This is a genomic window from Ruegeria sp. YKSD179 (assembly GCF_059612885.1).
The window spans coordinates 129545-149803 of sequence record NZ_JBXWRL010000006.1 but is presented as its reverse complement, the minus strand read 5'-3'; the positions used below and the strand labels follow the sequence as shown (position 1 = coordinate 149803).

Here is a 20259-nt window from a genome sequence, read left to right as displayed (position 1 = left end):
GGCCAACGCGCGATGGACGCGTGCCACGCCTTTGGACAGGTTTACAAACCGGCTGCCGCTGGTTTTGGCAGCTGTTTCAAAGTCCATTGCCGCTGCAACTGAAGGGATTTCATAGTGCTCTTTGGGTGTGAAATCGAATGTACGCGGGGTGCCCCAGCGGTTGACCTCGACATTGTCATCTTCGTCCGCACCTTCCGGAACGTCATCAGCAGGCAGGTTGGCGATGCGCGCCAGTTGATCGACCAGCAATGCGTCGAGATCCTTGGCCTCGGTTTGCATCCGGGCAACTTCGGCCTTTTTCTCTGCGACCAACGTGCGCAGACGTTCGAATTCGGCTTCATCACCTCGGCCTTTGGCAGCGCCAACCTCTTTACTGGCTTTGTTCTGATCGGCCTGAGCAGTTTCTGCTGCCAGTATCTTAGCCCGCCGACTTTCATCGAGCCGCAGTAGGTCTGACGACATAGGCGCATCCCCGCGGCGCGCTAAAGCGGCGTCGAATGCGGCTGGGTTTTCGCGAATTGCCCGGATGTCGTGCATTGGTTAGATCCTTGATGCGTGAATCACTGCTGCTGCTTATGCACCAAATGGTGGGCAGGGTGTAGCACCGTCACGGCAATTCTTGCTTACTTCTCAGCTTCCTCGTGGCTCTCGTGGGACAGGTGACCGTCCCACTCGTCTGTTGGAATCTTCGGTTCTTGCGGATCCGCCATATAGGACGGTGTCATGATCTGAACATTATTTTCATTGAAAACGGCTACGATATTGCGATGCAGGTCCGATTTGATTTTCGGAATAATACTGCCACGAGTGGTGTACCCGTTTATCTGATAGTTGATCGCGTAGTCGGCCAAAGCTGTCCATAACACAAACGGTTCCGGTTTGGCCTTGATCCCCTTGGTACGGTTTGCGGCTTCGACCAACATGGCTTCGACTTTTTCAGGCTGCTCTTCATAACCTATCCCGACAGTTGTGTGGAGCAAAAGGCCGTTACCGTCCGTCTTTTTCGAGAAATTGACGACATCTGAATTCATTAGCTGCGCATTGGGAATCGAAATCAGTTCATTCTTGATCGATTTCAGATGGGTTTCCATCAACTTGATCTGCACAACGTCGCCAATGTGATCTCCTATTTGAATTCGGTCTCCTATCGATGTTGAGCGGCGATAAATAACGAATAACCCGGCAAGCATATTTGAAACGACCGAGTTTGCGCCCAACGAAAGCATCGCGCCAACCAAGATCGTCAATCCCTGAAAAGCGGCAGAGTCCGAGCCGGGAATATAGGGAACAGCAAAAACTAACGCGATTAAAATCACCACAACTCGGGTGATGTTAAAAGTCGGATTTATCCAATGTTTTTCAAAGTCACCTAGGTCAAAAGTCCCGGCTTCGACTGTGTCAAAGAACACGCGCAAGCCTCTGATAATATAAAATGTTACCCAAGTGATAAGTGCCAACATGATCAGGTTGGGAACATAGCTGATGATACCTTTTACGATTTGCAGAACCGGTTCTGTCAGATAGGTCAGCAAAAGCTGTGCAAAGTACCTGGTTTCAGCGAAGGCCAGCAGAATGAACGACAGGTAGTAATAGAATCCGAAAAAGAAAATCGCCAGTAAAACGAAGTTCAGACCATATCGGATCAGTGCGGCCATTGCTTCGGCCTGTACCGTTTCGGCTGTCGCTGTTTCGACGTCTTTTAAATAGCGTCGAACAAAACGTAGGGTGCGTCGTTTAGTCCGACGGTGGAGCCATAGGATTGCCACTACGAATAAGGCAAAACCGATCGTCCATCCAATAGCTTCGATAGCGCCAGATACGCGCGCCTTTTCAGTTCTGTTGGCGCGATACGCCTCAATAGATTCTTTGATAGCATTGCCGTGTAATATGCTGAGAACACTGAGTTCCATCTGGTCCAGGTCTGAGTCGGCGTTGGTCACGATCGACACATTGACGCCATCCACTAGGATCCAGATGCCGAGCTCGGTTTCGTCGTAAGTAATATTTACCGTTGCTGCATCAGAGGCTTCGGCTACTTCTATGATTTTTTGCTGAACGCCCTCTGCGCGTTCGGACGCTGGTAGGGCGCTTGATCCGCGTAGTTGAAAAAGGATTTCCCCATCAATAATGACCGGAGCCATAAAATCGTTCAGCTCGGTCGCTTCGGCTTCGTCGGTTTCCACGGGTGTTTCTTGCGCCGAAACCGGTGCGCACAGCCATAAAACCAAAGCGATCAAAGTCAGGAAATTTGATAGTAAAACGAAAGGTTTGATCGAATTTGGCATTGGTCCCCCCATGCAAAGACTATACCTAAGTTCGCGGACGTGCCTAGGACATATCTGCAACGGTTTGCGGTATCCTGTGGTATTGTGGGGTGGTCTTGTTAAACCGCTATGCCGCCTTTGCTTGCAAACAGCCCATTCAAAGCATAGGTTCCCGCCAAATTTGCGGAGAGGGTTCCGCATCGTCTGAACAAAGGAATATCCCATGGAAGGTGGCGCAATCGCCCAGTTTCTCCCGCTGATCCTGATTTTCGGCATAATGTACTTTCTGCTGATCCGGCCGCAGCAGAAGAAAATCAAGGAGCACAAGGCGATGGTTGATGCCTTGCGTCGTGGAGATCAGATCGTGACCCAAGGCGGTTTGATCGGCAAGGTCGCCAAGGTCAAAGATGATGGTGAGCTTGAGGTCGAGATTGCCGAGGGTGTAAAGGTGCGCGTGGTTCAATCAACCGTAGCGCAGGTGCTGAACAAGACAGAACCGGCAAAGTAACTTCGCGCGATAAATCCTTAAAAAGGCAGGGTAATGCTGCAAATTGATACCTGGAAGCGGGTTCTGATCTGGCTGGTTTGTGTAATCGGCTTGATATTGGCTTTGCCAAATGCGTTTTACACCCGCGTCGAACAATCAAACGACGCAAAGACAGCGATCGACCTTGGCGTCGATACGCCTGAGATGCAGGCCGAAGCTGCGCTATGGCCGAATTGGATGCCTTCATCGCTGGTCAATCTGGGCTTGGATTTGCGCGGCGGTGCGCATTTGCTTGCCGAAGTCCAGGTGGGTGATGTTTACGAATCCCGAATGGATTCAATGTGGCCCGACATTAGGGACGCTCTGCGCGAGGAGCGCGCAACCGTGGGAACGATCCGCAAACAACCATCTGCCCCGGACGAGATTCGCGTACGTATCAGCCAGCCCGATGGAATGCCACGCGCTCTGGAAGTCGTGCGCGGACTTGCTCGGCAAGTTCAGACGCTTACGGGGGTTGGCGCGACCGATATTGAAGCCCGCGCCGAGGGCGACATTGTCGTCGTGCAGCTGTCCGAAGCTGAACGACTTGCTTCGGATGATCGAACCGTGCGTCAATCGCTTGAGATTGTGCGCCGCCGGATCGATGAGGTCGGAACACGTGAACCGACCATCCAACGCCAAGGGGCTGATCGAATTCTTATCCAAGTGCCGGGCATTGGCAGCGCGGGTGAGCTAAAAGAGATCATCGGAACCACCGCGCAGTTGACGTTCAACCCGGTGGTGGGACCCGCAAACAGTCTGGAAGATACTGTAAGTCCCGGGGAAAAGGTCGTTCCATCGTTGGACGAGGAGGGACGTTTTTACGTAATCGATGCTGCACCTGTCGTTACCGGCGAAGAACTTGTGGACGCGCAACCGTCATTCGACCAAAACGGCCGACCCGCGGTAAGCTTCCGCTTCAATACGTCGGGAGCACGCAAGTTCGGCGATTATACTCTAGAAAACATCGGTGCCCCCTTTGCAATCGTACTGGATGAAGAGGTGATTTCAGCCCCGGTGATCCAAAGCCATATTCCGGGCGGCTCGGGTATCATCACCGGAAACTTTACGGTCGAGGAAAGCACAAACTTGGCAGTTCTGTTACGGGCAGGCGCTTTGCCAGCCGGATTAGAGTTTCTTGAAGAGCGCACAATTGGCCCCGAACTGGGGCAGGACAGCATAGATGCGGGCAAGGTGGCCACCGTTGTGGCATTTGTTGCCGTTCTGGTTTTCATGGCGCTTAGCTATGGCTTATTCGGTATCTTTGCCAACATAGCGCTGATCATCAACGTCGGCTTGCTCTTTGGTTTATTGTCTCTGATAGGGGCGACACTGACCCTTCCCGGTATTGCAGGTATCGTTTTGACGGTTGGTATGGCGGTGGATGCAAATGTCCTCATCTTTGAACGCATCCGAGAAGAGTTGAAGTCCGCCAAAGGTCCGGCACGTGCCATCGAGTTGGGTTATGAAAAGGCTTTGTCTGCAATTCTGGACGCGAACGTAACGACTTTTATCACGGCTGTAATCCTGTTTGCGATGGGCAGTGGTCCGGTGCGTGGGTTCTCAATAACTCTTGGATTGGGCATTCTGACTTCGGTCTTTACGGCGATTTTTGTAACCCGCCTGATGATCGTAATGTGGTTCGAACGGCGCCGTCCGAAAATGATCGAGGTTTGACATGAGACTGAAACTCGTACCCCAAAATACCTCGTTCGATTTCTTTAGCCGCTGGAAAATCTGGCTGGGCATATCGGGCCTGATGATGGTCATTGCGTTTACATCTTTCCTTCTGCAGGGGCTGAATTTTGGTATCGATTTCCGGGGCGGCACAACCATCCGGACGCAAAGCGCCGAGGAAGTTAATGTCGGCGTATACCGCGAGGCAATTGCTCCGTTGGAACTTGGCGACGTAACGATTACTGAAATTTTCGACCCGACTTTTGGTCCAGATGAAAATGTGGCCATGATCCGGATTCAGGCGCAAGCGGATGCGGAGGCGGTTTCAGCAGCCATTGTAACTGCGGTTGAAGAGGCGCTGAGGGGGGCAGTGCCGGACGTACAATTCGTATCTGTTGAATCCGTCGGCCCCAAGGTATCAGGCGAATTGATCCAAACAGCCGTCATTGCCGTGGCATTGGCCATCGCGGCGGTGCTTGTTTACATCTGGCTACGCTTTGAATGGCAATTTGCGCTGGGCGCGGTTGCAGCCTTGGTGCATGACGTGATCTTGACCATCGGTATCTTTTCCGAACTGCAGATACGTTTCGACCTCGCAATTATCGCCGCGCTGCTGACCATTGTTGGATACTCGCTCAACGATACCGTGGTCGTGTTCGACCGTGTTCGTGAAAACCTGCGAAAATACAAAAAGAAGGACCTCAAAGAGGTTCTGAACATCTCGATAAACGAAACGCTGAGTCGGACGGTTATGACGTCGGTAACTACGCTGCTGGCTTTGATTTCGCTGTACGTATTGGGCGGTGATGTGATCCGTGGGTTTGTTTTTGCGATGATCTGGGGCGTGATTGTGGGCACCTATTCGTCGGTATTCGTCGCTTCGACCATCTTGTTGTGGCTGGGCGTTAAGCGCGACTGGTCCAAACCGTCGAACACGGCAGGCAACCAGTTCGCGAATGTCGACGCCTGACTTTCTCGGCCAGTCCCCCGGTGGGCTGGCTATTCTACTAATTGCAGCATTTATGGCCGGCATTGTGCGGGGGTTTTCTGGCTTTGGCACGGCGCTTGTCTTTTTACCCCTCGCGGCCCCGCTTCTCGGTCCGTTTGGCGCGTTGCTTGCCTTAACGATTATGGACGTCTTTGGCCCTTTACCCAATCTTCGCCGCGCGTGGAAAGTTGTCGATAAGGGTGATTTGGCGCGGCTGCTGCTCGGCTGCGCAGCGGTGCTGCCGTTAGGGCTTTGGCTGCTGACTAGGGTCGAACCCGAAGTATTTCGCTATGCCGTATGTTTTCTGTCGCTATCTATGTTGGTGATCCTGACGCTTGGTCTGCGGTTCACAGGTCGGGTTGGGCGTACAATGGTGGCGGCTATTGGTGGCGCTGCAGGTTTGTTGGGCGGTATGGCTGGATTGCCGGGTCCGGCCGTGATTTTGTTCTATATGTCCCGTCCTTTACCAGTTGAAGTAATACGCGCGACCATCCTGCTATTTCTATTCGGGTTCGATTTCCTTCTTTTCGGATATTTGTCCGGTATGGGCCGCGTCTCCTCGCATGTCTTTTTGTTGGGGTTGGTTTTGGCAGTCCCGAACCTGTTGGGGAATTGGTTAGGCGGCAGGATGTTCAATCCGGAAAAAGAAAAGCTTTATAGAATGGCAGCGTACGTAGTCATTGCGTTTACCGCCTTGTTCGGTCTGCCGCTTTGGGGCTAGAAGACTTGCATGCGTCTCAATGAAATCACCTATAACAACGCAACCCCGGTTGACGGTTACGGACACGGCTTCTTCCGAATAGGCGGCCAAGTCCACGAGGGATCAATTTTGACCAGCGCTGAGGGCATTATAGGTTGGGGTGGTTATTCTGACATGGACCCGCTGCTGGCCCTTTCCGAAATTGTAGACGTTTTACTGATAGGAACAGGGGCAGAGTTGACGCATATTCCTGCTGACTTGCGCCATGCGTTGGAAACCGCTGGCATAGGAGTCGAGATCATGAACTCGCCAGCTGCCTGTCGAACATACAACGTGCTGCTATCCGAAGGACGTCGCATCGCGCTGGCCCTGATCCCGACATGACTGAACGTATTTGATCGCCGTTAGAAATTGCAGATTTTGTTTGGGTCAAAAATCATTCATGATGGCTCGTCTAAATTCCCTGCGGCAAATCCCTCCTTTTGCCACTGACCGCAATGGGATAATCGGACGTCATGACTCTGACCGTGACCGACCTTGCCATTGCCCGAGGGGGGCTTGCCCTGTTGGAAGGGCTGAACTTTGTTTTGGAACCCGGTAAAGCGCTGATTCTGCGTGGCCCCAACGGGATTGGCAAGACAACTCTGTTGCGTACGCTTGCGGGTCTTCAAGCGCCGTTGGCTGGCCAAATTCAAGGCGCCGAGGACCGGATTGCTTATGCTGCGCATGCCGATGGGTTAAAGCCGACCCTGACTGTGGCGGAGAACCTTTCGTTCTGGATGTCTGTATTCGGAACGCACAGCATCCAACCTGCGTTGGATGGATATGACCTAAATGAGCTGGCAGATCGCCAAGCTGGCAACTTGTCGGCTGGGCAAAAACGCCGTGCGGGACTTGCACGACTGTTGGTTACAGGGCGTCCTATCTGGATGCTCGATGAACCCACAGTCTCATTAGACCGCAATGCCGTGACTATGTTCGCTGAAGCTGTTGAAGACCACCTAAAGCATGGAGGTTCGGCGCTAATTGCCACACACATCGACCTGGGCTTGGAAGCCGAAGTTTTGGACATAAGCTCGAACAAAGTCAAACCGAGACCAATCGAAGACTTTGACGGGGCCTTTCTATGATTGCCTTGTTGCTCCGAGATTTGAAACTGGCGTTTCGCGCTGGCGGTGGATTTGGCCTTGGGTTAGCTTTCTTTCTTATAGTCACGGTACTTGTTCCATTTTCGGTCGGTCCGCAGTCGTCCTTGTTGTCCATTATCGCTCCCGGCGTATTGTGGCTAGGGGCGTTACTTGCGTGCCTGTTGTCGCTTGATCGACTGCTGGCGCTAGACTGGGAAGATGGCTCGTTAGATCTATTGGCTACTGCGCCTCTTCCCTTGGAGGCAGTTGTGGCAGTCAAATCATTGGCGCATTGGATGACGACCGGTTTACCCTTAGTCTTGGTGGCGCCATTGCTTGGTGTAATGCTCAATTTGCCGGAAACTGGTTTTACTTGGTTAGTTGTATCATTGCTGATTGGTACTCCGGCCTTGAGTGTGATCGGGACATTTGGTGCAGCCATCACAGTTGGACTGAAACGAGGCGGACTGCTTTTGTCTCTTTTGGTTTTGCCACTATACGTCCCAACGCTTATTTTCGGTGCCGAGGTTGCCCGACGAGGAGCGACTGGGACGGAATTAGAGACGCCGCTATTAATGCTGGCAGGAATTACGACGGCCACAATTGCGTTACTGCCCTTTGCCAGCGCAGCAGTATTAAGGATCAACCTGCGATGAAGCGCCACAACTTTGACTGAGGTCAATTGAGAACGACTCTGATACGGACTAAATAAGCCCCATGACGATCACAGCCAAAGCCAATTCACTGTGGGAATACGCTAACCCGCGCAAGTTTCTTGCAACAAGCGAGCGATTGCTGCCTTTTTTTTGGTTGGCTTCAACAACGTGTTTGGTCGTGGGGTTGGTCTGGGGGTTCTTTTTCACACCGGATGACTACAAACAAGGCTCAACCGTAAAGATCATCTATTTGCATGTGCCTTCGGCGTTGATGGCAATCAACTGCTGGCTAATGATGTTGGCGGCCTCGCTCATTTGGCTTGTACGGCGCCATCACGTAAGTGCTTTGGCGGCTCGTGCTGCGGCTCCGGTAGGAATAGTTTTTACGCTTATGGCCTTGGTAACCGGCGCAATCTGGGGGCAACCCATGTGGGGTAGCTGGTGGGCTTGGGATCCGCGTCTGACGTCGTTTCTAATCCTGTTTTTATTTTACCTTGGATATGTGGCCTTATGGGAGGCGATAGAAGATCCGGACACAGCAGCCGACCTGACTTCGGTTTTGTGTCTGGTGGGATCTGTTTTCGCTATCCTAAGCCGTTATGCGGTGAATTTTTGGAACCAAGGCCTGCATCAGGGCGCGTCAGTTATGCGGGTCGCTGCCGTTACAGGATCGGACACTGAAGAGAAAGTCAGCAACATCTACTTTTTCCCTTTGATGGTGTGTATTGTCGGGTTCGTTTTGCTATTCATCGCGTTGGTCTTATATCGCACGTGTACTGAAATTCGCGCGCGCCGGATCAAGGCGTTGTTGGCGCGGGAAAGGGCAAATGCATGATCCCTGATTTAGGCAAGTACACTGAAACCGTTCTTTCGGCTTATGGGATTTCTATCGTCCTTTTGGTCGCGTTGGTTGTGTTGAGTGTGATGCGCGGTCGAAGGGTGCGGACTGAATTGAAGAGTGTCGAGCAAAGGATGTCGCGCGATGGCTAAAATCTCTCCTTTGATGATTGCGCCGCCTCTAATTTTTGCTGCCTTTGCTGTATTAGCTGGAATTGGAATGTTCCGCGATGACCCTGATGCTTTGCCATCTGCGCGCGAAGGCCAGCCTGCTCCGCCCGTTGCTCTGGTCGAATTTCCCGGAAAGCCGCTGTTCGACGATGCGACTTTGCGTGACGGAGAGGTAAAGCTGGTCAACTATTGGGCCAGCTGGTGCGCGCCATGTCGCGCTGAGCACCCAAACCTCGAAGCACTGTCTGAGGAAGGCGTTCCAGTCTATGGGATCAACTACAAGGATAATTTAACCAATGCCGAGGCTTTCCTGACCGAGCTGGGCGACCCATACGAAGCCATAGGACGGGACGAGCAGGGTCGCATGGCGTTGGACTGGGGCCTTTATGGCGTCCCGGAAACCTATGTAGTTGACGGTGAAGGCACAATTGTTTTGCGCTTTGCAGGGCCAATCACTCAGCGTGTGATCGAAAGCACTATCCGGCCTGCGTTGGAACAGGCCAACTGACTTGGTTGCGTGGGCTTCTTGGACGAGAAGGCGCGACTGATCATTATCCCTGACCAACGCAAGTGCGCTAGGCCGATTGCACGCTATCAGAACGATTGATAACGAGACCTTTGTTAGATTGCGGATGGCTTGAAACACGACAAGTTGCACCAACCCCGAATAATTTGTTCTGAAACATCTCCCTCAAGGCGGGTTACAATCGTGTCGCGGGCAAAAAAACCTTGCATGAGAAAAAATCTTGAATGCTAAACTAATCAAGCATCGTTCGTTTTTTGTTCAAAGGGTAAAGTATGAAGTTTCTTATCGATGCTGCAATTGAGTTACGAAACTCACTAAACAACCAGACGGATCAAGTCTTTGTGAGGGATCGAAAACTAGGCGAGACCATCCCAAAGATAATTCATCAGACATACTTTAAGCGGCCGGATGCTCCTGATTTCCCGGAGGAGCTGAAAGCCAACGTACAAAATTTAGAAGAACAAAACCCGGACTGGGAATACCGATTCTACGATGACACTGAAATTGAAAAGTACATTCAAAAGTATTTTCCCGAGCTTCTCGAGTATTATCAAAAAATTGACCACCGATATGGAGCCGCACGCGCCGACTTTTTTCGATACTTGGTGATGTACAGGGAAGGAGGGGCATATTTAGATATAAAATCAAGCGCTTCAGAACCTTTGAGTGATCTGGTTCAACCATCTGATCGCTTCATCTTATCACACTGGCCGCGCTCATGGCCGAAAATTATGCTTGGGCAGCACCCGGGTATCTCAAATCCAATCGGTGAACTTCAACAGTGGTATATTATTTGTGCTCCGGGTCACCCTTTCCTGAAGGCAGTCATCAACAACGTTTGCAACAACATTGAGTGCTATAATCCAGTTGTTCACGACTATGGTTCTTGGGGTGTCTTCAATTTGACTGGTCCGATTGCTTACACTGAAGCGATCTATCCCATTCTGGAGGATCATCCCCACAGATTAGAAGCGGATCACTTGGCTGTCGGGTTGATCTATTGCGCAATCGGCCCGGAAAACAGCACGGGTGGACATCAACAATTATTTACTCGACGCCACTATTCAAAATTAAATTCGCCAATTGTTTCGGTTCCTTTGCATACGCGAGCTATGTTTTTTCTAAGTCAACCGATAGTCAAACTGCTGAAGACACTCCACAGATATAGACAGAGAAGAGAGGGTTGACTGAGGCTCGTCGCGGCGGCGTTTCGCGGCTGCTCCTCTATACGAAAAAACTTCAATACCGAAATGAATGGTTCACCACCAAAGTCAGAAATGTGATTTTTATGTCCAATATCTTTGTTTGTCACTTTAGATTAATCATGTGACCTTCTGAAAAGAATTTAATTTCTTTTGTCGTGAATTGCGCTTGAACCAATTTGCGTTACACAGCAAGGAGCCACCGGTTCTACCTTCCGGTTTCTAGTATAGTCGAAGAGTAGTCCTCCTGCTTTCATTGACAGGGCTTTTGCGATTCACTCTTTTAGCTGCGGATGAGGGAACTTGGCTGGTCAGCAGTCTTCCGAAGGTATTCGGACAAAAGTGAAGTTGTTGCTGTTATCGTAAATTTCGGAACTTCCCTACGGCGTATTTTGAAACAGCTTGGGCACACTTAGGCGCGCGCGGTGAATAAGAAATAACCAACAGTTCCAAAAACACATTGCTCGCGGGCGAGGGCTTCTAATCCTTCTGACCAGCGGGTCAATTCGGAGCCTGTCACGGCTCCTGCGGCGAGAGCCTTTTTTCCGGCACTGTCGAAATACCCGTACGCCAATTCTTGCGGCATGATCACAACGCGGGTTGCAATGGAATAATTCGGCAGGTCCCGTAGTGAAGCATCAATTGTTCCGGGTAAGGCATTGTGTTCAACGGCGGTCTCGACCTCATATGTTAAAATCTTTCGGGCCAATTTGCGGTCGGGATGGTTGATGTTTGTAGAGGAAAAATCGGGCTCGATTACCGCGAGACAGGCACCGTCGGAGGCGACTCGTTGAATTTCATGCAACGCCAATTCGGGATCTTTAAGGTAAATCAGGACGCGCTCCGCTCGCACATAATCAAAGGAGTTGTCAGCAAACGGCAACCGCTGCGCATCACCCTTTTCAAAAGCGATTTTTAAGCCGGCCTCATTGGATCGCCGCTTAGCTTCCGCCAAGAAATTGGCGCTGACATCAAGCCCGCAAACTTTAGCTGAGGATGCAAGGCGTCGTGCAATTCTGAGTGTTTCCAACCCAAATCCACAGCCGACATCCAGAACTTTTGGGGCCTGCGGCAGCGCGAGGCTTTTTTGTTCGAGTTGTTTTAGTTCCTGAATTTGGACAGCACTATCAAAGGCCTCAAGCGCCGCTATATATGCGCGGGTGTCAGCGTCGACCGAGTGGCCCTTGAATTTGCTTAACGAAAAACGGTCCACAACGCCTTCCTGTTCGACCCTTTTTGATATTTAGGGCCGCAATGCGCTCTCGTCCAAAAAAAGACTTTCATAGTCTATAACCACCTGTCACGCTCAAAACTTCCCCAGTAATAAATCCCGCGTCATCAGAGACCAAGAATCGCACCACTTTGGCTATTTCTTCGGGAGTGCCTATGCGGCCCAGGGCAGTGTCTTTGACGAAAATCTCCGTCAGGTCGTCGGAACGCGGTGCTTCCGGGATGTTTATCGCGCCGGGTGCGACAGCGTTGACCCTTATGCCCGCAGGGCCCAATTCTTTGGCCATTGCGCGGGTCCACAGATTGAGCGCGGCTTTGCTGGCGCCGTACGTAGCAGCGTCCCGAGGGGGCAACGTTGCATTCATGGAAGAGATGCTGACAATTGATGCCCCAGTGTTCAGATGGGGCAGGGCCGCCGCCAGCAGTGCTGCTGGTGCCAAAAGGTTGAGATTCAATATTGCTGTGTGATCCTCCGCAACGAATGTGTCTTTGGGTGTCGAGCGTACAAGGCCAGCATTATTCACAATCGCGTCCAGACGCCCAAAACGGGAAATGACTTTTTGAATGACGCGTGCCGGTTCGCCGTTTTCTCTTAGGTCAGATTGAACCGATAGGGTGCTGCATTGCTTCAACTCTGCTGACGGTTCGGTTGCCAGCCAAGTAAACGCAATTTGGTGATCTCGACTCAGGTTCTCTACAATCGCGCGCCCGATCCCACGCGCGCCGCCAGTTATCAATGCTACTTTATCCATGGCGCTCACAAGATCGGCAATTTCAGCGTTGTTCAATGCTGATTTTGTTGAAAGGCAGCACTGTGTAGGCGCTTGCTGTTCGTTATCTGCGCACCAAAATCCAAATCATTGCTGCGATGAAAGCAAAAGTGACCAGATTCATCAAAGTGTCGGTAAGATCACCGATTAGCATTGCTTTTTCCTTCCTCCCTTAATGCTCGGAAAAGGCAAACCATCAGCAGTACCGAGATGAACACAAAGGGCAAAGCCCCAAGCGAGATTAAAATTTTTACCGAGTCGACTGAGCCTGAAAGGATCATTGCAACACTCAATAGTCCTAGCAGTGCCCCCCATATCAGGCGAACCCTTGGAGGCGGGTTTTCGTCCCCTCCCGAAGAGAAAGTCCCCAGAACGAAGGCTGCGCTTACAACGCTTGTCACTATGAAAAGAAACGCGGCAAGTACCGTCGCCAACGTGGTGATCAGGGAAAGTGGCAACCGTTCGAGAAGCGCGAACGTGACACGTTCGATATTTGATTGGGTCAGTAACAAAAGCTCACCCGCGCCGTTAAGGGCCTCGAACAGTCCAATGCCGCCGAATGCTCCAAACCATAGAATAGAAAATAAAGTAGGGGCGAACAGCACCCCAATAACGAACTCACGGATGGTCCTGCCCCGAGAGATGCGGGCGACGAATACGCCAACAAATGGACCCCACGCTATCCACCAGACCATATACGTTAGGGTCCAATCGCTGAACCACTTGGCAACATCGTCGCCAAAGAAGGTGAAGGTTTGAAAGCCCCTTGGAATGACATTTGTAACGTAATCACCAAACCCCTGGACCACCGTGTTCAATAAATATTCTGTCGGGCCAAGGACCACCGTGTATGCCACAAGGCTGATGGCAATTAACATTGCAGCGTTTGAAAGGCGTGCCATACCCTGACCCAGATCGATGAGAAGCGCCGGTATGTAGGCTGCGACCATGGCTGCGAAAACCAAGCCAATCAGTACGGCCCCGACCGTGTCGCTTCCACCTAGTACAGCGATACCGTCTGCTACCTGGAAAACGCCCATGGCCATCGAACCACCGACACCGATCGCAATTGCCACGATGGCCATGAAGTCGGACAGCCATCCGACACGCTCGGCCCATCGCTCACCGGGAAACAAGCTTTTAATGGGTGCGCTGACCATCATTCCGGTGCCGCGACGAAAGCTGAAGTAAGCGATCGTCAATGCGGTAGAGCCGTATATAGCCCAAGCATGCAACCCCCAGTGAAAATTCGTTGCAAGCATTGCCTGCTGAGCGGCCAGAAAGTCCGGCGCCATGCCCGAAATGAAATTGAAGTGGGTCAAAGGCTCTGCCACGGCCCAAAACAACAATCCGACACCCATGCCAGCAGAAAACAGCATCGAAATCCAAGTGACGGTTGAGAACTCTGGTTCTTCATCATCCCGACCAAGGCGAATGTTGCCATAGGGAGAAAAGGCCAGAACAAGGCAGCCAATCAGCATACCCGAGGCTGCGAGCATCACAAACCAACCTCTGCTGTGGAAGGTTTGCTGAACTATGCCACTTGCCCAGATCACCAAACTCTGAATATCAACAACGCCCCAAATCCCGATTACCGCGATTACACTCAACGAACAAACAAGCAGGGCGTTGGGTTGTTTCATGACTTTGTTCTTTCGCACTGAGCCTGAACCAAACAGTTTCAGAATTTCGAATGAATGGCCAGAAAACAAAAAACCCCCGGCCGTTTGGCCGGGGGTTCTATCAGCTTGTTTTGCGTTCGATTTACGATGCTTTTGCCAAGTTCCGCAGAACGTATTGAAGAACGCCGCCATTCTCGATGTACTCGATCTCGGGCGCTGTATCGATGCGGCATTTCAATGTGATGGTCTTTTCAGTTCCGTCACCGTAGACGATTGTGCAGGGTACTTCCTGAAGCGGTTCAACCGAGTCCAGACCGTCGATCGATACGGTTTCGTCCCCTTTCAAACCCAATGTCTTACGGGTATCGCCTCCGGTGAACTCGAAGGGGATAACGCCCATGCCAACCAGATTCGAACGGTGGATACGTTCAAAACTTTCGGCGATAACGGCTTTTACACCTAGCAAAGCGGTACCTTTGGCGGCCCAGTCACGCGAGGAGCCTGCGCCGTACTGCTCACCACCAAACACGACCAGCGGGGTGCCTTGTTCCTGATAGGCCATCGACGCTTCGTACACCGATGTTTGTTGTCCATCTGGGCCTTTTGTATAGCCACCTTCAACGCCGTCCAGCATCTCGTTCTTTACGCGGATATTTGCGAAGGTGCCGCGCATCATGATCTCGTGATTACCTCTGCGAGAGCCATACGAGTTGAACTCACGCGGCTGAACTTGTCGATCAGTCAGATACTTACCCGCGGGGGTTGTTGTCGCAAACGACCCAGCAGGCGAGATGTGGTCGGTTGTGATCATATCACCAAGGATAAGCAGAACCTTCGCGCCTTCGATGTTTGAGATTGTACCGGGTTCCGCACCCATACCTTGGAAGTAAGGCGGGTTCTGAATGTAAGTCGATGTTGGAGGCCAATCATAGGTCTCCTGCTGAGGGACCTCGACGTCTTGCCACTTTTCGTCGCCTTTAAAGACGTCGGCATATTTCGATTGGAACGCTTCGCGTGTCACAGTCTGTTCGACCAGCTCGGCGACTTCCTGGCTCGAGGGCCAAATGTCTTTCATGTAAACATCGTTGCCGTCTTTGTCCTGACCGATCGGTTCTGAAGTCAAGTCAATATCGAGGGTTCCGGCCAGAGCGTAAACCACGACCAGAGGCGGCGAGGCGAGATAGTTTGCCCGAACATCCGGTGAAATACGGCCTTCGAAGTTTCGGTTGCCCGACAGAACCGAGGTGGCGACCAAATCGCCTTCGGCAATTGCCTCCGAGATTTCCTGCTGTATCGGGCCCGAGTTACCAATGCATGTTGTGCATCCATAGCCCACCAGGTTGAAGCCAATTTTGTCCAGATCTTCTTGCAGGCCGGCGGCCTCAAGATAAGCTGACACAACCTGCGAACCCGGCGCCAGCGAGGTCTTAACCCAAGGCTTGCGGTTCAGACCCAGTTCGGCGGCCTTACGCGCCACTAGGCCCGCGCCGATCATTACGTAAGGGTTCGATGTGTTTGTGCATGATGTGATCGAGGCGATCACGACCTTGCCCGATTCCATGGTGTAATCTTCGCCTTTGACGGCGACTTCTTTGCCCATCGGACGTTTGAAGGTCTGCTCCATCTCACGCGTAAATGCAGCTTTGGCATCTGTCAGGGCAACATAGTCCTGAGGACGTTTCGGACCAGAGATCGCGGGAACAATTGAACCCATGTCCAGCGACAGTGTGTCGGTGTAGACAGGTGCATAGTCAGCGCCGCGCCAGAAACCGTTTTCTTTCGCATACGCCTCGACCAGCGCAATGCGGTCTTCGTCACGACCAGTATTGCGCAGATAGCGCAGCGTTTCATTATCGATCGGGAAAAAGCCGCAGGTTGCGCCGTATTCAGGTGCCATGTTGGCGATGGTTGCGCGATCTGCCAATGGGAGGCGATCGAGGCCTTCGCCATAGAATTCGACGAATTTGCCCACGACGCCTTTTTCTCGCAACATCTCGACAACTTTGAGAACCAAGTCGGTGCCTGTTGTGCCTTCGACCAGTTCGCCAGTCAGTTCAAAGCCGATAACTTCCGGGATCAGCATCGAGATCGGTTGACCCAACATCGCGGCTTCGGCCTCGATGCCGCCGACACCCCAACCCAGAACGGCCATACCGTTGACCATAGTGGTATGGCTGTCGGTGCCGACAAGCGTGTCAGGGTAGGCGACTTCTTCTCCATCCTGGTCAGTATCAGTCCAGACAGTCTGCGCCAAATATTCCAGGTTCACCTGGTGGCAAATTCCGGTTCCGGGGGGCACAACGCGGAAATTATTGAATGCGTTTTGGCCCCATTTGAGGAACTGATAGCGCTCCATATTACGTTCGTACTCACGGTCGACGTTCATCTGAAAAGCGCGCGGGTTACCAAACTCATCGATCATGACTGAATGGTCGATGACAAGATCAACCGGGTTCAGCGGGTTGATCTTTTGCGCATCGCCGCCTAGCCCCTTGATGCCGTCACGCATGGCTGCCAAATCGACCACAGCAGGCACACCTGTAAAATCCTGCATAAGAACACGGGCAGGGCGATACGCAATCTCGCGTGGGTTCTTGCCACCGTTCGCTCCCCATTCACCAAAGGCTTTTATGTCATCAACCGAGACTGAAAAGCCGTTGTCTTCGAACCGAAGCATGTTTTCCAGCACCACTTTAAGCGCTGCTGGCAACTTCGAGAAATCGCCCAGACCGGCCTCTTGTGCGGCGGGGATCGAGTAATAGGAAATGGACTTACCATTCACGCTCAGGCTGCGGCGTGTCTTGGCGGTATCCTGTCCGACTTTGATGGGCATCTGTGGCCTCCCTCTCAAATGACGTGGATTTTGGGATTCGCTGAGGGCTATCTGCATTACCAGCGGCTTTGGTTCAAGGTCCAAGAGGCAGGGTGCGGCAATTTTTGTATACCATTGCACACATTTTTGCCGATTTGAACGAATAAGGTCTCAAGAAACCTTGATTGGTGATTTGAATATTTCCGGACTAAACACTCAGGACACTCTGTCAGTTAGAGATGATTCAATGTTCAAATCTTCCTTATTAGGAACTGCTCTTTCTGTGTCCATCGCCGCTTTGGCCATTGCTGACGATGATCCGGTCGTGGTCGAATTGTTTACGTCGCAGGGATGTTCGTCCTGTCCTCCGGCTGATCGCATCATGCACGAATTAGCCAAGCGTGAAGATGTAATTGGTCTGGCCTTGCACGTGGACTACTGGGACTACATTGGGTGGAAGGACGAATACGCTAATCCAGACCACGCACTGCGCCAGAGAGCCTACGCGCGCCAAGGCGGGCGATCAATGATCTACACTCCTCAGATGGTGATTAATGGGCAGCATGATGTTGTCGGCGCTAAATCGAGGGATTTGGATCGGATCATTGACTTGCATTTGACCTCTGATCCCGAAGCCCAGGTCAAAGCCAATCGTTCTGGCAACGAAATAGATGTGGAAGTAAACCCGATCGAATTGCCCGAAGGCGAAGCGTACGACATACTTGTTGTTCAATATTCCCCTCTACGACACGCGTCTATCCGCCGCGGAGAATTGGCGGGTCACGAACTGGATTACGCAAATGTAGTCGAAAACTGGCAATTTGCCGGTCAATGGAACGGCAGTACACCTGAAAATTTCCGAGTATCATTGCCACTTGACCTACCGGCCGTTGTGCTGGTGCAGAAGGCTGGTCATGGCCCGATAGTCGCGGCAACTCGTGTCAAATAAACTATTGCGATCGCAAGCCTGCGATCAGGGCATATCCTCTGGTTGAACGCCAAGACCTTTCCAGGCTTTCCAGCGACGGTGTATCCAGAACCATTGTCCCATATGTTTGCGAACCATGACCTCAAGATCGTCGTTGGTATATTGTGTCATTGTCTTGGGATCAGAATGTGGGACCGGCTCGTGTAGTACGATTTCGAAATCGATTCCGTTGGGTTGACGCACGGCATAGCAAGGGATCATTACGGCTTTGTACTTTAAAGCCAGTTCCGCGTTCAGAACGGATGTCACCGCCGGTTTGCCGAAAAAAGTCAGCTCTTCACCGCCTATTGCGTGCAGATCGGACACAATGGCGATAATTCCGCCGCTCTTCAAGGTGCGGACCATTTCGACCATACCTCTGCGTCCCTGTTCAAACATGGGCGAACCGGTTTCATAGAAAGCTTCGACGTACATGTCGTTGAAATACGGATTGGCCATACGGCGATACAGACAACCAATTGGCTGACCGCTTCTGTGTTGCAGGGCAATGCGAGCCGCAAGGTAATGTCCAAAATGAGCCGTTATCATCATTACCGGCTTTCCCTCAGCGACGGCGGTATCAAATGACCCGACCCCTTCGCCTGAAACCTTAGCCGTGCTCTGCCGAGCAATGAAATCCTCTGGTGAAAAATGCTCCATAATTGCGCGCCCAGCGTTGTCTGGAACCGCATGGCAAATACGGTTGATCTCGTCCTCGGGAAGGTCAGGGCGCGTGAGTTTTAGATTACGACGCACGCGGGCGCGGAATCCGACAATCGGAGCGAGCCCGCGCACGATCGCGCCCATCGTGGCGATCCGTCGCTCGTAAGGTAGCAGACGCATTCCACCAATGACGCCCCTAAGAAAAAGATTAGCAAGATAGTATTTCCCAAGCTCGAAACGACTTAGCTTGGACTTTTTGGCTGGCATGGACGTCTAACCGGAATCTGTGAGATGCCGGATCACTCATACTACTGCGACCTTTCGATCTCAAGTACCCGCCCAAGCCAGATGAATGCACAGAAATTTCAACCTTATACGTTACGGTTCGTCGCTATCTTCCTGTTCGACCAGAGTTAATGCGCCTGCGTCCTGCAAAGTCCGGATCGCTCCGACAATCTGGGACATTGCTTCTTCCGCTTCAGGTTGTTTAACGCGTCCGCGCTCTTCCATTTCGTCGCGCAAGCTGTCAGCCATTCGCGAGGAAATACTTTTCAAAATGAAATCTGCGGCTGCTCGATCTTCACCACTTGTCGCACCGGCAAGGGCGTTCACAAGAACGGGTTGTTCCACTTCACGCAAAATGGCCTGAACGTCGCGGGACATAATACGCTCTGGGATATGAGCAAATGTAAAGATCGACTGGCGGACAACCGTTGCGAAGTCTGCGTCTTCTTCGTCAAGTGCCGTCAATAGTCCGTCTCTGGTCGTGGCTGCCGATCGGTTCAGAATCGCCCCAATACGTTCGCCGGGTTCGTCCTGAAATGCTGGGATCGGAAGTTGATCCAGTTGGGCCGCCAGTGACCATCCGATGCGTTCGACGGCTTCGGGGGTGACATTCGCCGTTTTTGATACTGCGTAAGTAATCCTGCGCGCGACTGGGCCAGGTAAATTGCCCAACAGTTGAGCAGCCTTCGCAGTCTCCAATTTAGAAAGCATTACGGCAGCCACCTCGGTACTTTCGGCTTGAGCCATTTTTGCTAGGTCTTGGGCCGGAACTTCGCGCAAACGCTCCCAAGGGTCGCCGACCTGCCTGACACCGGCCACCTTGCGTAAACGGGCCGCTGTTGAGGGCGCTATTTTACCGTTCACGGCATCCAGAGCACCGGCCAATCCATGTGGAAAAGACAACCCAACGCTGTCAAGTGCGTCTGCAAATTCGCCGGCTACAGCCGCCAAAGTCACACGGTCAACAAGCCCCATTCGGCCCAATTGATGCGTGAGTTTTTCTTGTAATGCATCCGGCAGTTCTTCGAGCGGGATGTCTGCCCCTTCGTTCAGTAGAAGCCGAACGATAACTGCGGCCTTTTCTTTATTGGACAATGCGCGCGGGACAACCCGTGCCGGTTCATCAATTGTGTCTACGACTGGCGCTTGCGCGCCAGGCGTCATCTGTATCAGTGCCTGAGGGTCCTGCATATGCCTGCCATGCCAATATCTTAAGTCCCAGGCAGAATAAGGAGA

General features: G+C 52.1%; 20 protein-coding genes. 12 read left to right on the top strand and 8 right to left on the bottom strand.

The genetic code is table 11. From position 1 onward, the window contains the following. A partial coding sequence (locus AC2FNE_RS05660) for a serine--tRNA ligase (RefSeq protein WP_496804934.1) occupies positions 1 to 537 on the bottom strand: 537 nt, incomplete at its 3' end. Positions 538 to 623: 86 nt separating this feature from the next. After that, positions 624 to 2285 carry a mechanosensitive ion channel family protein gene (locus tag AC2FNE_RS05655; RefSeq protein ID WP_496804933.1) on the bottom strand — a complete coding sequence of 554 codons (1662 nt, stop codon included), beginning with the start codon at positions 2283 to 2285 and terminating at the stop codon, positions 624 to 626. 202 nt (positions 2286 to 2487) lie between these two features. On the opposite strand from AC2FNE_RS05655, the gene yajC reads away from it, so the two are divergent. From yajC to AC2FNE_RS05600, 11 genes are all read left to right on the top strand, one after another. Continuing rightward, positions 2488 to 2772: a preprotein translocase subunit YajC gene (gene yajC, locus AC2FNE_RS05650; RefSeq protein ID WP_170472830.1), complete on the top strand. Its 285-nt coding sequence runs from the start codon at positions 2488 to 2490 to the stop codon at positions 2770 to 2772. 33 nt (positions 2773 to 2805) lie between these two features. Further along, complete coding sequence (gene secD / locus AC2FNE_RS05645) at positions 2806 to 4467, top strand: protein translocase subunit SecD (protein ID WP_170472827.1); 1662 nt, start codon at positions 2806 to 2808, stop codon at positions 4465 to 4467. A 1-nt stretch (position 4468) separates the two neighbouring features. Then, a complete protein-coding gene (gene secF, locus AC2FNE_RS05640; RefSeq protein WP_170472824.1) occupies positions 4469 to 5437 on the top strand; it encodes a protein translocase subunit SecF in 969 nt (322 codons plus the stop codon). After that, positions 5424 to 6176 carry a sulfite exporter TauE/SafE family protein gene (locus tag AC2FNE_RS05635; protein ID WP_496804932.1) on the top strand — a complete coding sequence of 251 codons (753 nt, stop codon included), beginning with the start codon at positions 5424 to 5426 and terminating at the stop codon, positions 6174 to 6176. The genes secF and AC2FNE_RS05635 overlap by 14 nt, the downstream gene beginning before the upstream one ends. 9 nt (positions 6177 to 6185) lie before the next feature. Continuing rightward, positions 6186 to 6539 (top strand): Mth938-like domain-containing protein, encoded by a 354-nt coding sequence (locus AC2FNE_RS05630; protein ID WP_496804931.1) that lies wholly within the window; start codon positions 6186 to 6188, stop codon positions 6537 to 6539. 131 nt (positions 6540 to 6670) lie between these two features. Further along, positions 6671 to 7285 (top strand): heme ABC exporter ATP-binding protein CcmA, encoded by a 615-nt coding sequence (gene ccmA / locus AC2FNE_RS05625; RefSeq protein WP_170605155.1) that lies wholly within the window; start codon positions 6671 to 6673, stop codon positions 7283 to 7285. After that, positions 7282 to 7938 (top strand): heme exporter protein CcmB, encoded by a 657-nt coding sequence (ccmB, locus tag AC2FNE_RS05620; RefSeq protein WP_170605157.1) that lies wholly within the window; start codon positions 7282 to 7284, stop codon positions 7936 to 7938. Before ccmA ends, ccmB begins: the two co-directional genes overlap by 4 nt. A gap of 61 nt (positions 7939 to 7999) precedes the next feature. Next, a complete protein-coding gene (locus AC2FNE_RS05615; RefSeq protein WP_170605158.1) occupies positions 8000 to 8773 on the top strand; it encodes a heme ABC transporter permease in 774 nt (257 codons plus the stop codon). Beyond that, positions 8770 to 8928: a heme exporter protein CcmD gene (ccmD, locus tag AC2FNE_RS05610; RefSeq protein WP_170472810.1), complete on the top strand. Its 159-nt coding sequence runs from the start codon at positions 8770 to 8772 to the stop codon at positions 8926 to 8928. The genes AC2FNE_RS05615 and ccmD overlap by 4 nt, the downstream gene beginning before the upstream one ends. Continuing rightward, on the top strand, positions 8921 to 9454 hold the full coding sequence (locus AC2FNE_RS05605) for a DsbE family thiol:disulfide interchange protein (RefSeq protein WP_170605160.1): 534 nt from the start codon (positions 8921 to 8923) through the stop codon (positions 9452 to 9454). The genes ccmD and AC2FNE_RS05605 overlap by 8 nt, the downstream gene beginning before the upstream one ends. A gap of 290 nt (positions 9455 to 9744) precedes the next feature. Continuing rightward, positions 9745 to 10659 carry a glycosyltransferase family 32 protein gene (locus tag AC2FNE_RS05600; protein ID WP_496804930.1) on the top strand — a complete coding sequence of 305 codons (915 nt, stop codon included), beginning with the start codon at positions 9745 to 9747 and terminating at the stop codon, positions 10657 to 10659. A 427-nt stretch (positions 10660 to 11086) separates the two neighbouring features. Here the strand turns inward: AC2FNE_RS05600 and AC2FNE_RS05595 are convergent, their stop codons facing one another. The 4 genes from AC2FNE_RS05595 to acnA all read right to left on the bottom strand — a co-directional run bounded on the left by AC2FNE_RS05595 (position 11087) and on the right by acnA (position 17129). Next, positions 11087 to 11887, bottom strand: a complete 801-nt coding sequence (locus AC2FNE_RS05595) for a methyltransferase domain-containing protein (RefSeq protein ID WP_170605164.1) — start codon at positions 11885 to 11887, stop codon at positions 11087 to 11089. Positions 11888 to 11954: 67 nt separating this feature from the next. Next, positions 11955 to 12656, bottom strand: a complete 702-nt coding sequence (locus AC2FNE_RS05590) for an SDR family NAD(P)-dependent oxidoreductase (RefSeq protein ID WP_170605166.1) — start codon at positions 12654 to 12656, stop codon at positions 11955 to 11957. A 158-nt stretch (positions 12657 to 12814) separates the two neighbouring features. Beyond that, complete coding sequence (locus AC2FNE_RS05585) at positions 12815 to 14317, bottom strand: BCCT family transporter (RefSeq protein WP_170605168.1); 1503 nt, start codon at positions 14315 to 14317, stop codon at positions 12815 to 12817. Between the two features lie 121 nt (positions 14318 to 14438). Then, positions 14439 to 17129, bottom strand: coding sequence for an aconitate hydratase AcnA (gene acnA, locus AC2FNE_RS05580; protein ID WP_496804929.1), 2691 nt, complete (start codon positions 17127 to 17129; stop codon positions 14439 to 14441). A gap of 226 nt (positions 17130 to 17355) precedes the next feature. On the opposite strand from acnA, the gene AC2FNE_RS05575 reads away from it, so the two are divergent. Then, positions 17356 to 18057: a DUF1223 domain-containing protein gene (locus tag AC2FNE_RS05575; protein WP_170605172.1), complete on the top strand. Its 702-nt coding sequence runs from the start codon at positions 17356 to 17358 to the stop codon at positions 18055 to 18057. 24 nt (positions 18058 to 18081) lie between these two features. Here AC2FNE_RS05575 and AC2FNE_RS05570 read toward each other — a convergent pair whose 3' ends face one another. Continuing rightward, entirely contained in the window at positions 18082 to 19005 is a 924-nt protein-coding gene (locus tag AC2FNE_RS05570; protein ID WP_170605174.1) for a lysophospholipid acyltransferase family protein, read from the bottom strand. 111 nt (positions 19006 to 19116) lie between these two features. Next, complete coding sequence (locus AC2FNE_RS05565) at positions 19117 to 20214, bottom strand: flagellar motor switch protein FliG (protein ID WP_254442493.1); 1098 nt, start codon at positions 20212 to 20214, stop codon at positions 19117 to 19119. Positions 20215 to 20259: the final 45 nt, after the last annotated feature.

Bases quoted from the DNA above. Each gene is read 5' to 3' on its own strand.
- AC2FNE_RS05655 (WP_496804933.1), bottom strand. From the start codon at position 2,285: ATGCCAAATTCGATCAAACCTTTCGTTTTACTATCAAATTTCCTGACT.
- yajC (WP_170472830.1), top strand. From the start codon at position 2,488: ATGGAAGGTGGCGCAATCGCCCAGTTTCTCCCGCTGATCCTGATTTTC.
- secD (WP_170472827.1), top strand. From the start codon at position 2,806: ATGCTGCAAATTGATACCTGGAAGCGGGTTCTGATCTGGCTGGTTTGT.
- secF (WP_170472824.1), top strand. From the start codon at position 4,469: ATGAGACTGAAACTCGTACCCCAAAATACCTCGTTCGATTTCTTTAGC.
- AC2FNE_RS05635 (WP_496804932.1), top strand. From the start codon at position 5,424: ATGTCGACGCCTGACTTTCTCGGCCAGTCCCCCGGTGGGCTGGCTATT.
- AC2FNE_RS05630 (WP_496804931.1), top strand. From the start codon at position 6,186: ATGCGTCTCAATGAAATCACCTATAACAACGCAACCCCGGTTGACGGT.
- ccmA (WP_170605155.1), top strand. From the start codon at position 6,671: ATGACTCTGACCGTGACCGACCTTGCCATTGCCCGAGGGGGGCTTGCC.
- ccmB (WP_170605157.1), top strand. From the start codon at position 7,282: ATGATTGCCTTGTTGCTCCGAGATTTGAAACTGGCGTTTCGCGCTGGC.
- AC2FNE_RS05615 (WP_170605158.1), top strand. From the start codon at position 8,000: ATGACGATCACAGCCAAAGCCAATTCACTGTGGGAATACGCTAACCCG.
- ccmD (WP_170472810.1), top strand. From the start codon at position 8,770: ATGATCCCTGATTTAGGCAAGTACACTGAAACCGTTCTTTCGGCTTAT.
- AC2FNE_RS05605 (WP_170605160.1), top strand. From the start codon at position 8,921: ATGGCTAAAATCTCTCCTTTGATGATTGCGCCGCCTCTAATTTTTGCT.
- AC2FNE_RS05600 (WP_496804930.1), top strand. From the start codon at position 9,745: ATGAAGTTTCTTATCGATGCTGCAATTGAGTTACGAAACTCACTAAAC.
- AC2FNE_RS05590 (WP_170605166.1), bottom strand. From the start codon at position 12,656: ATGGATAAAGTAGCATTGATAACTGGCGGCGCGCGTGGGATCGGGCGC.
- AC2FNE_RS05585 (WP_170605168.1), bottom strand. From the start codon at position 14,317: ATGAAACAACCCAACGCCCTGCTTGTTTGTTCGTTGAGTGTAATCGCG.
- acnA (WP_496804929.1), bottom strand. From the start codon at position 17,129: ATGCCCATCAAAGTCGGACAGGATACCGCCAAGACACGCCGCAGCCTG.
- AC2FNE_RS05575 (WP_170605172.1), top strand. From the start codon at position 17,356: ATGTTCAAATCTTCCTTATTAGGAACTGCTCTTTCTGTGTCCATCGCC.
- AC2FNE_RS05570 (WP_170605174.1), bottom strand. From the start codon at position 19,005: ATGCCAGCCAAAAAGTCCAAGCTAAGTCGTTTCGAGCTTGGGAAATAC.
- AC2FNE_RS05565 (WP_254442493.1), bottom strand. From the start codon at position 20,214: ATGCAGGACCCTCAGGCACTGATACAGATGACGCCTGGCGCGCAAGCG.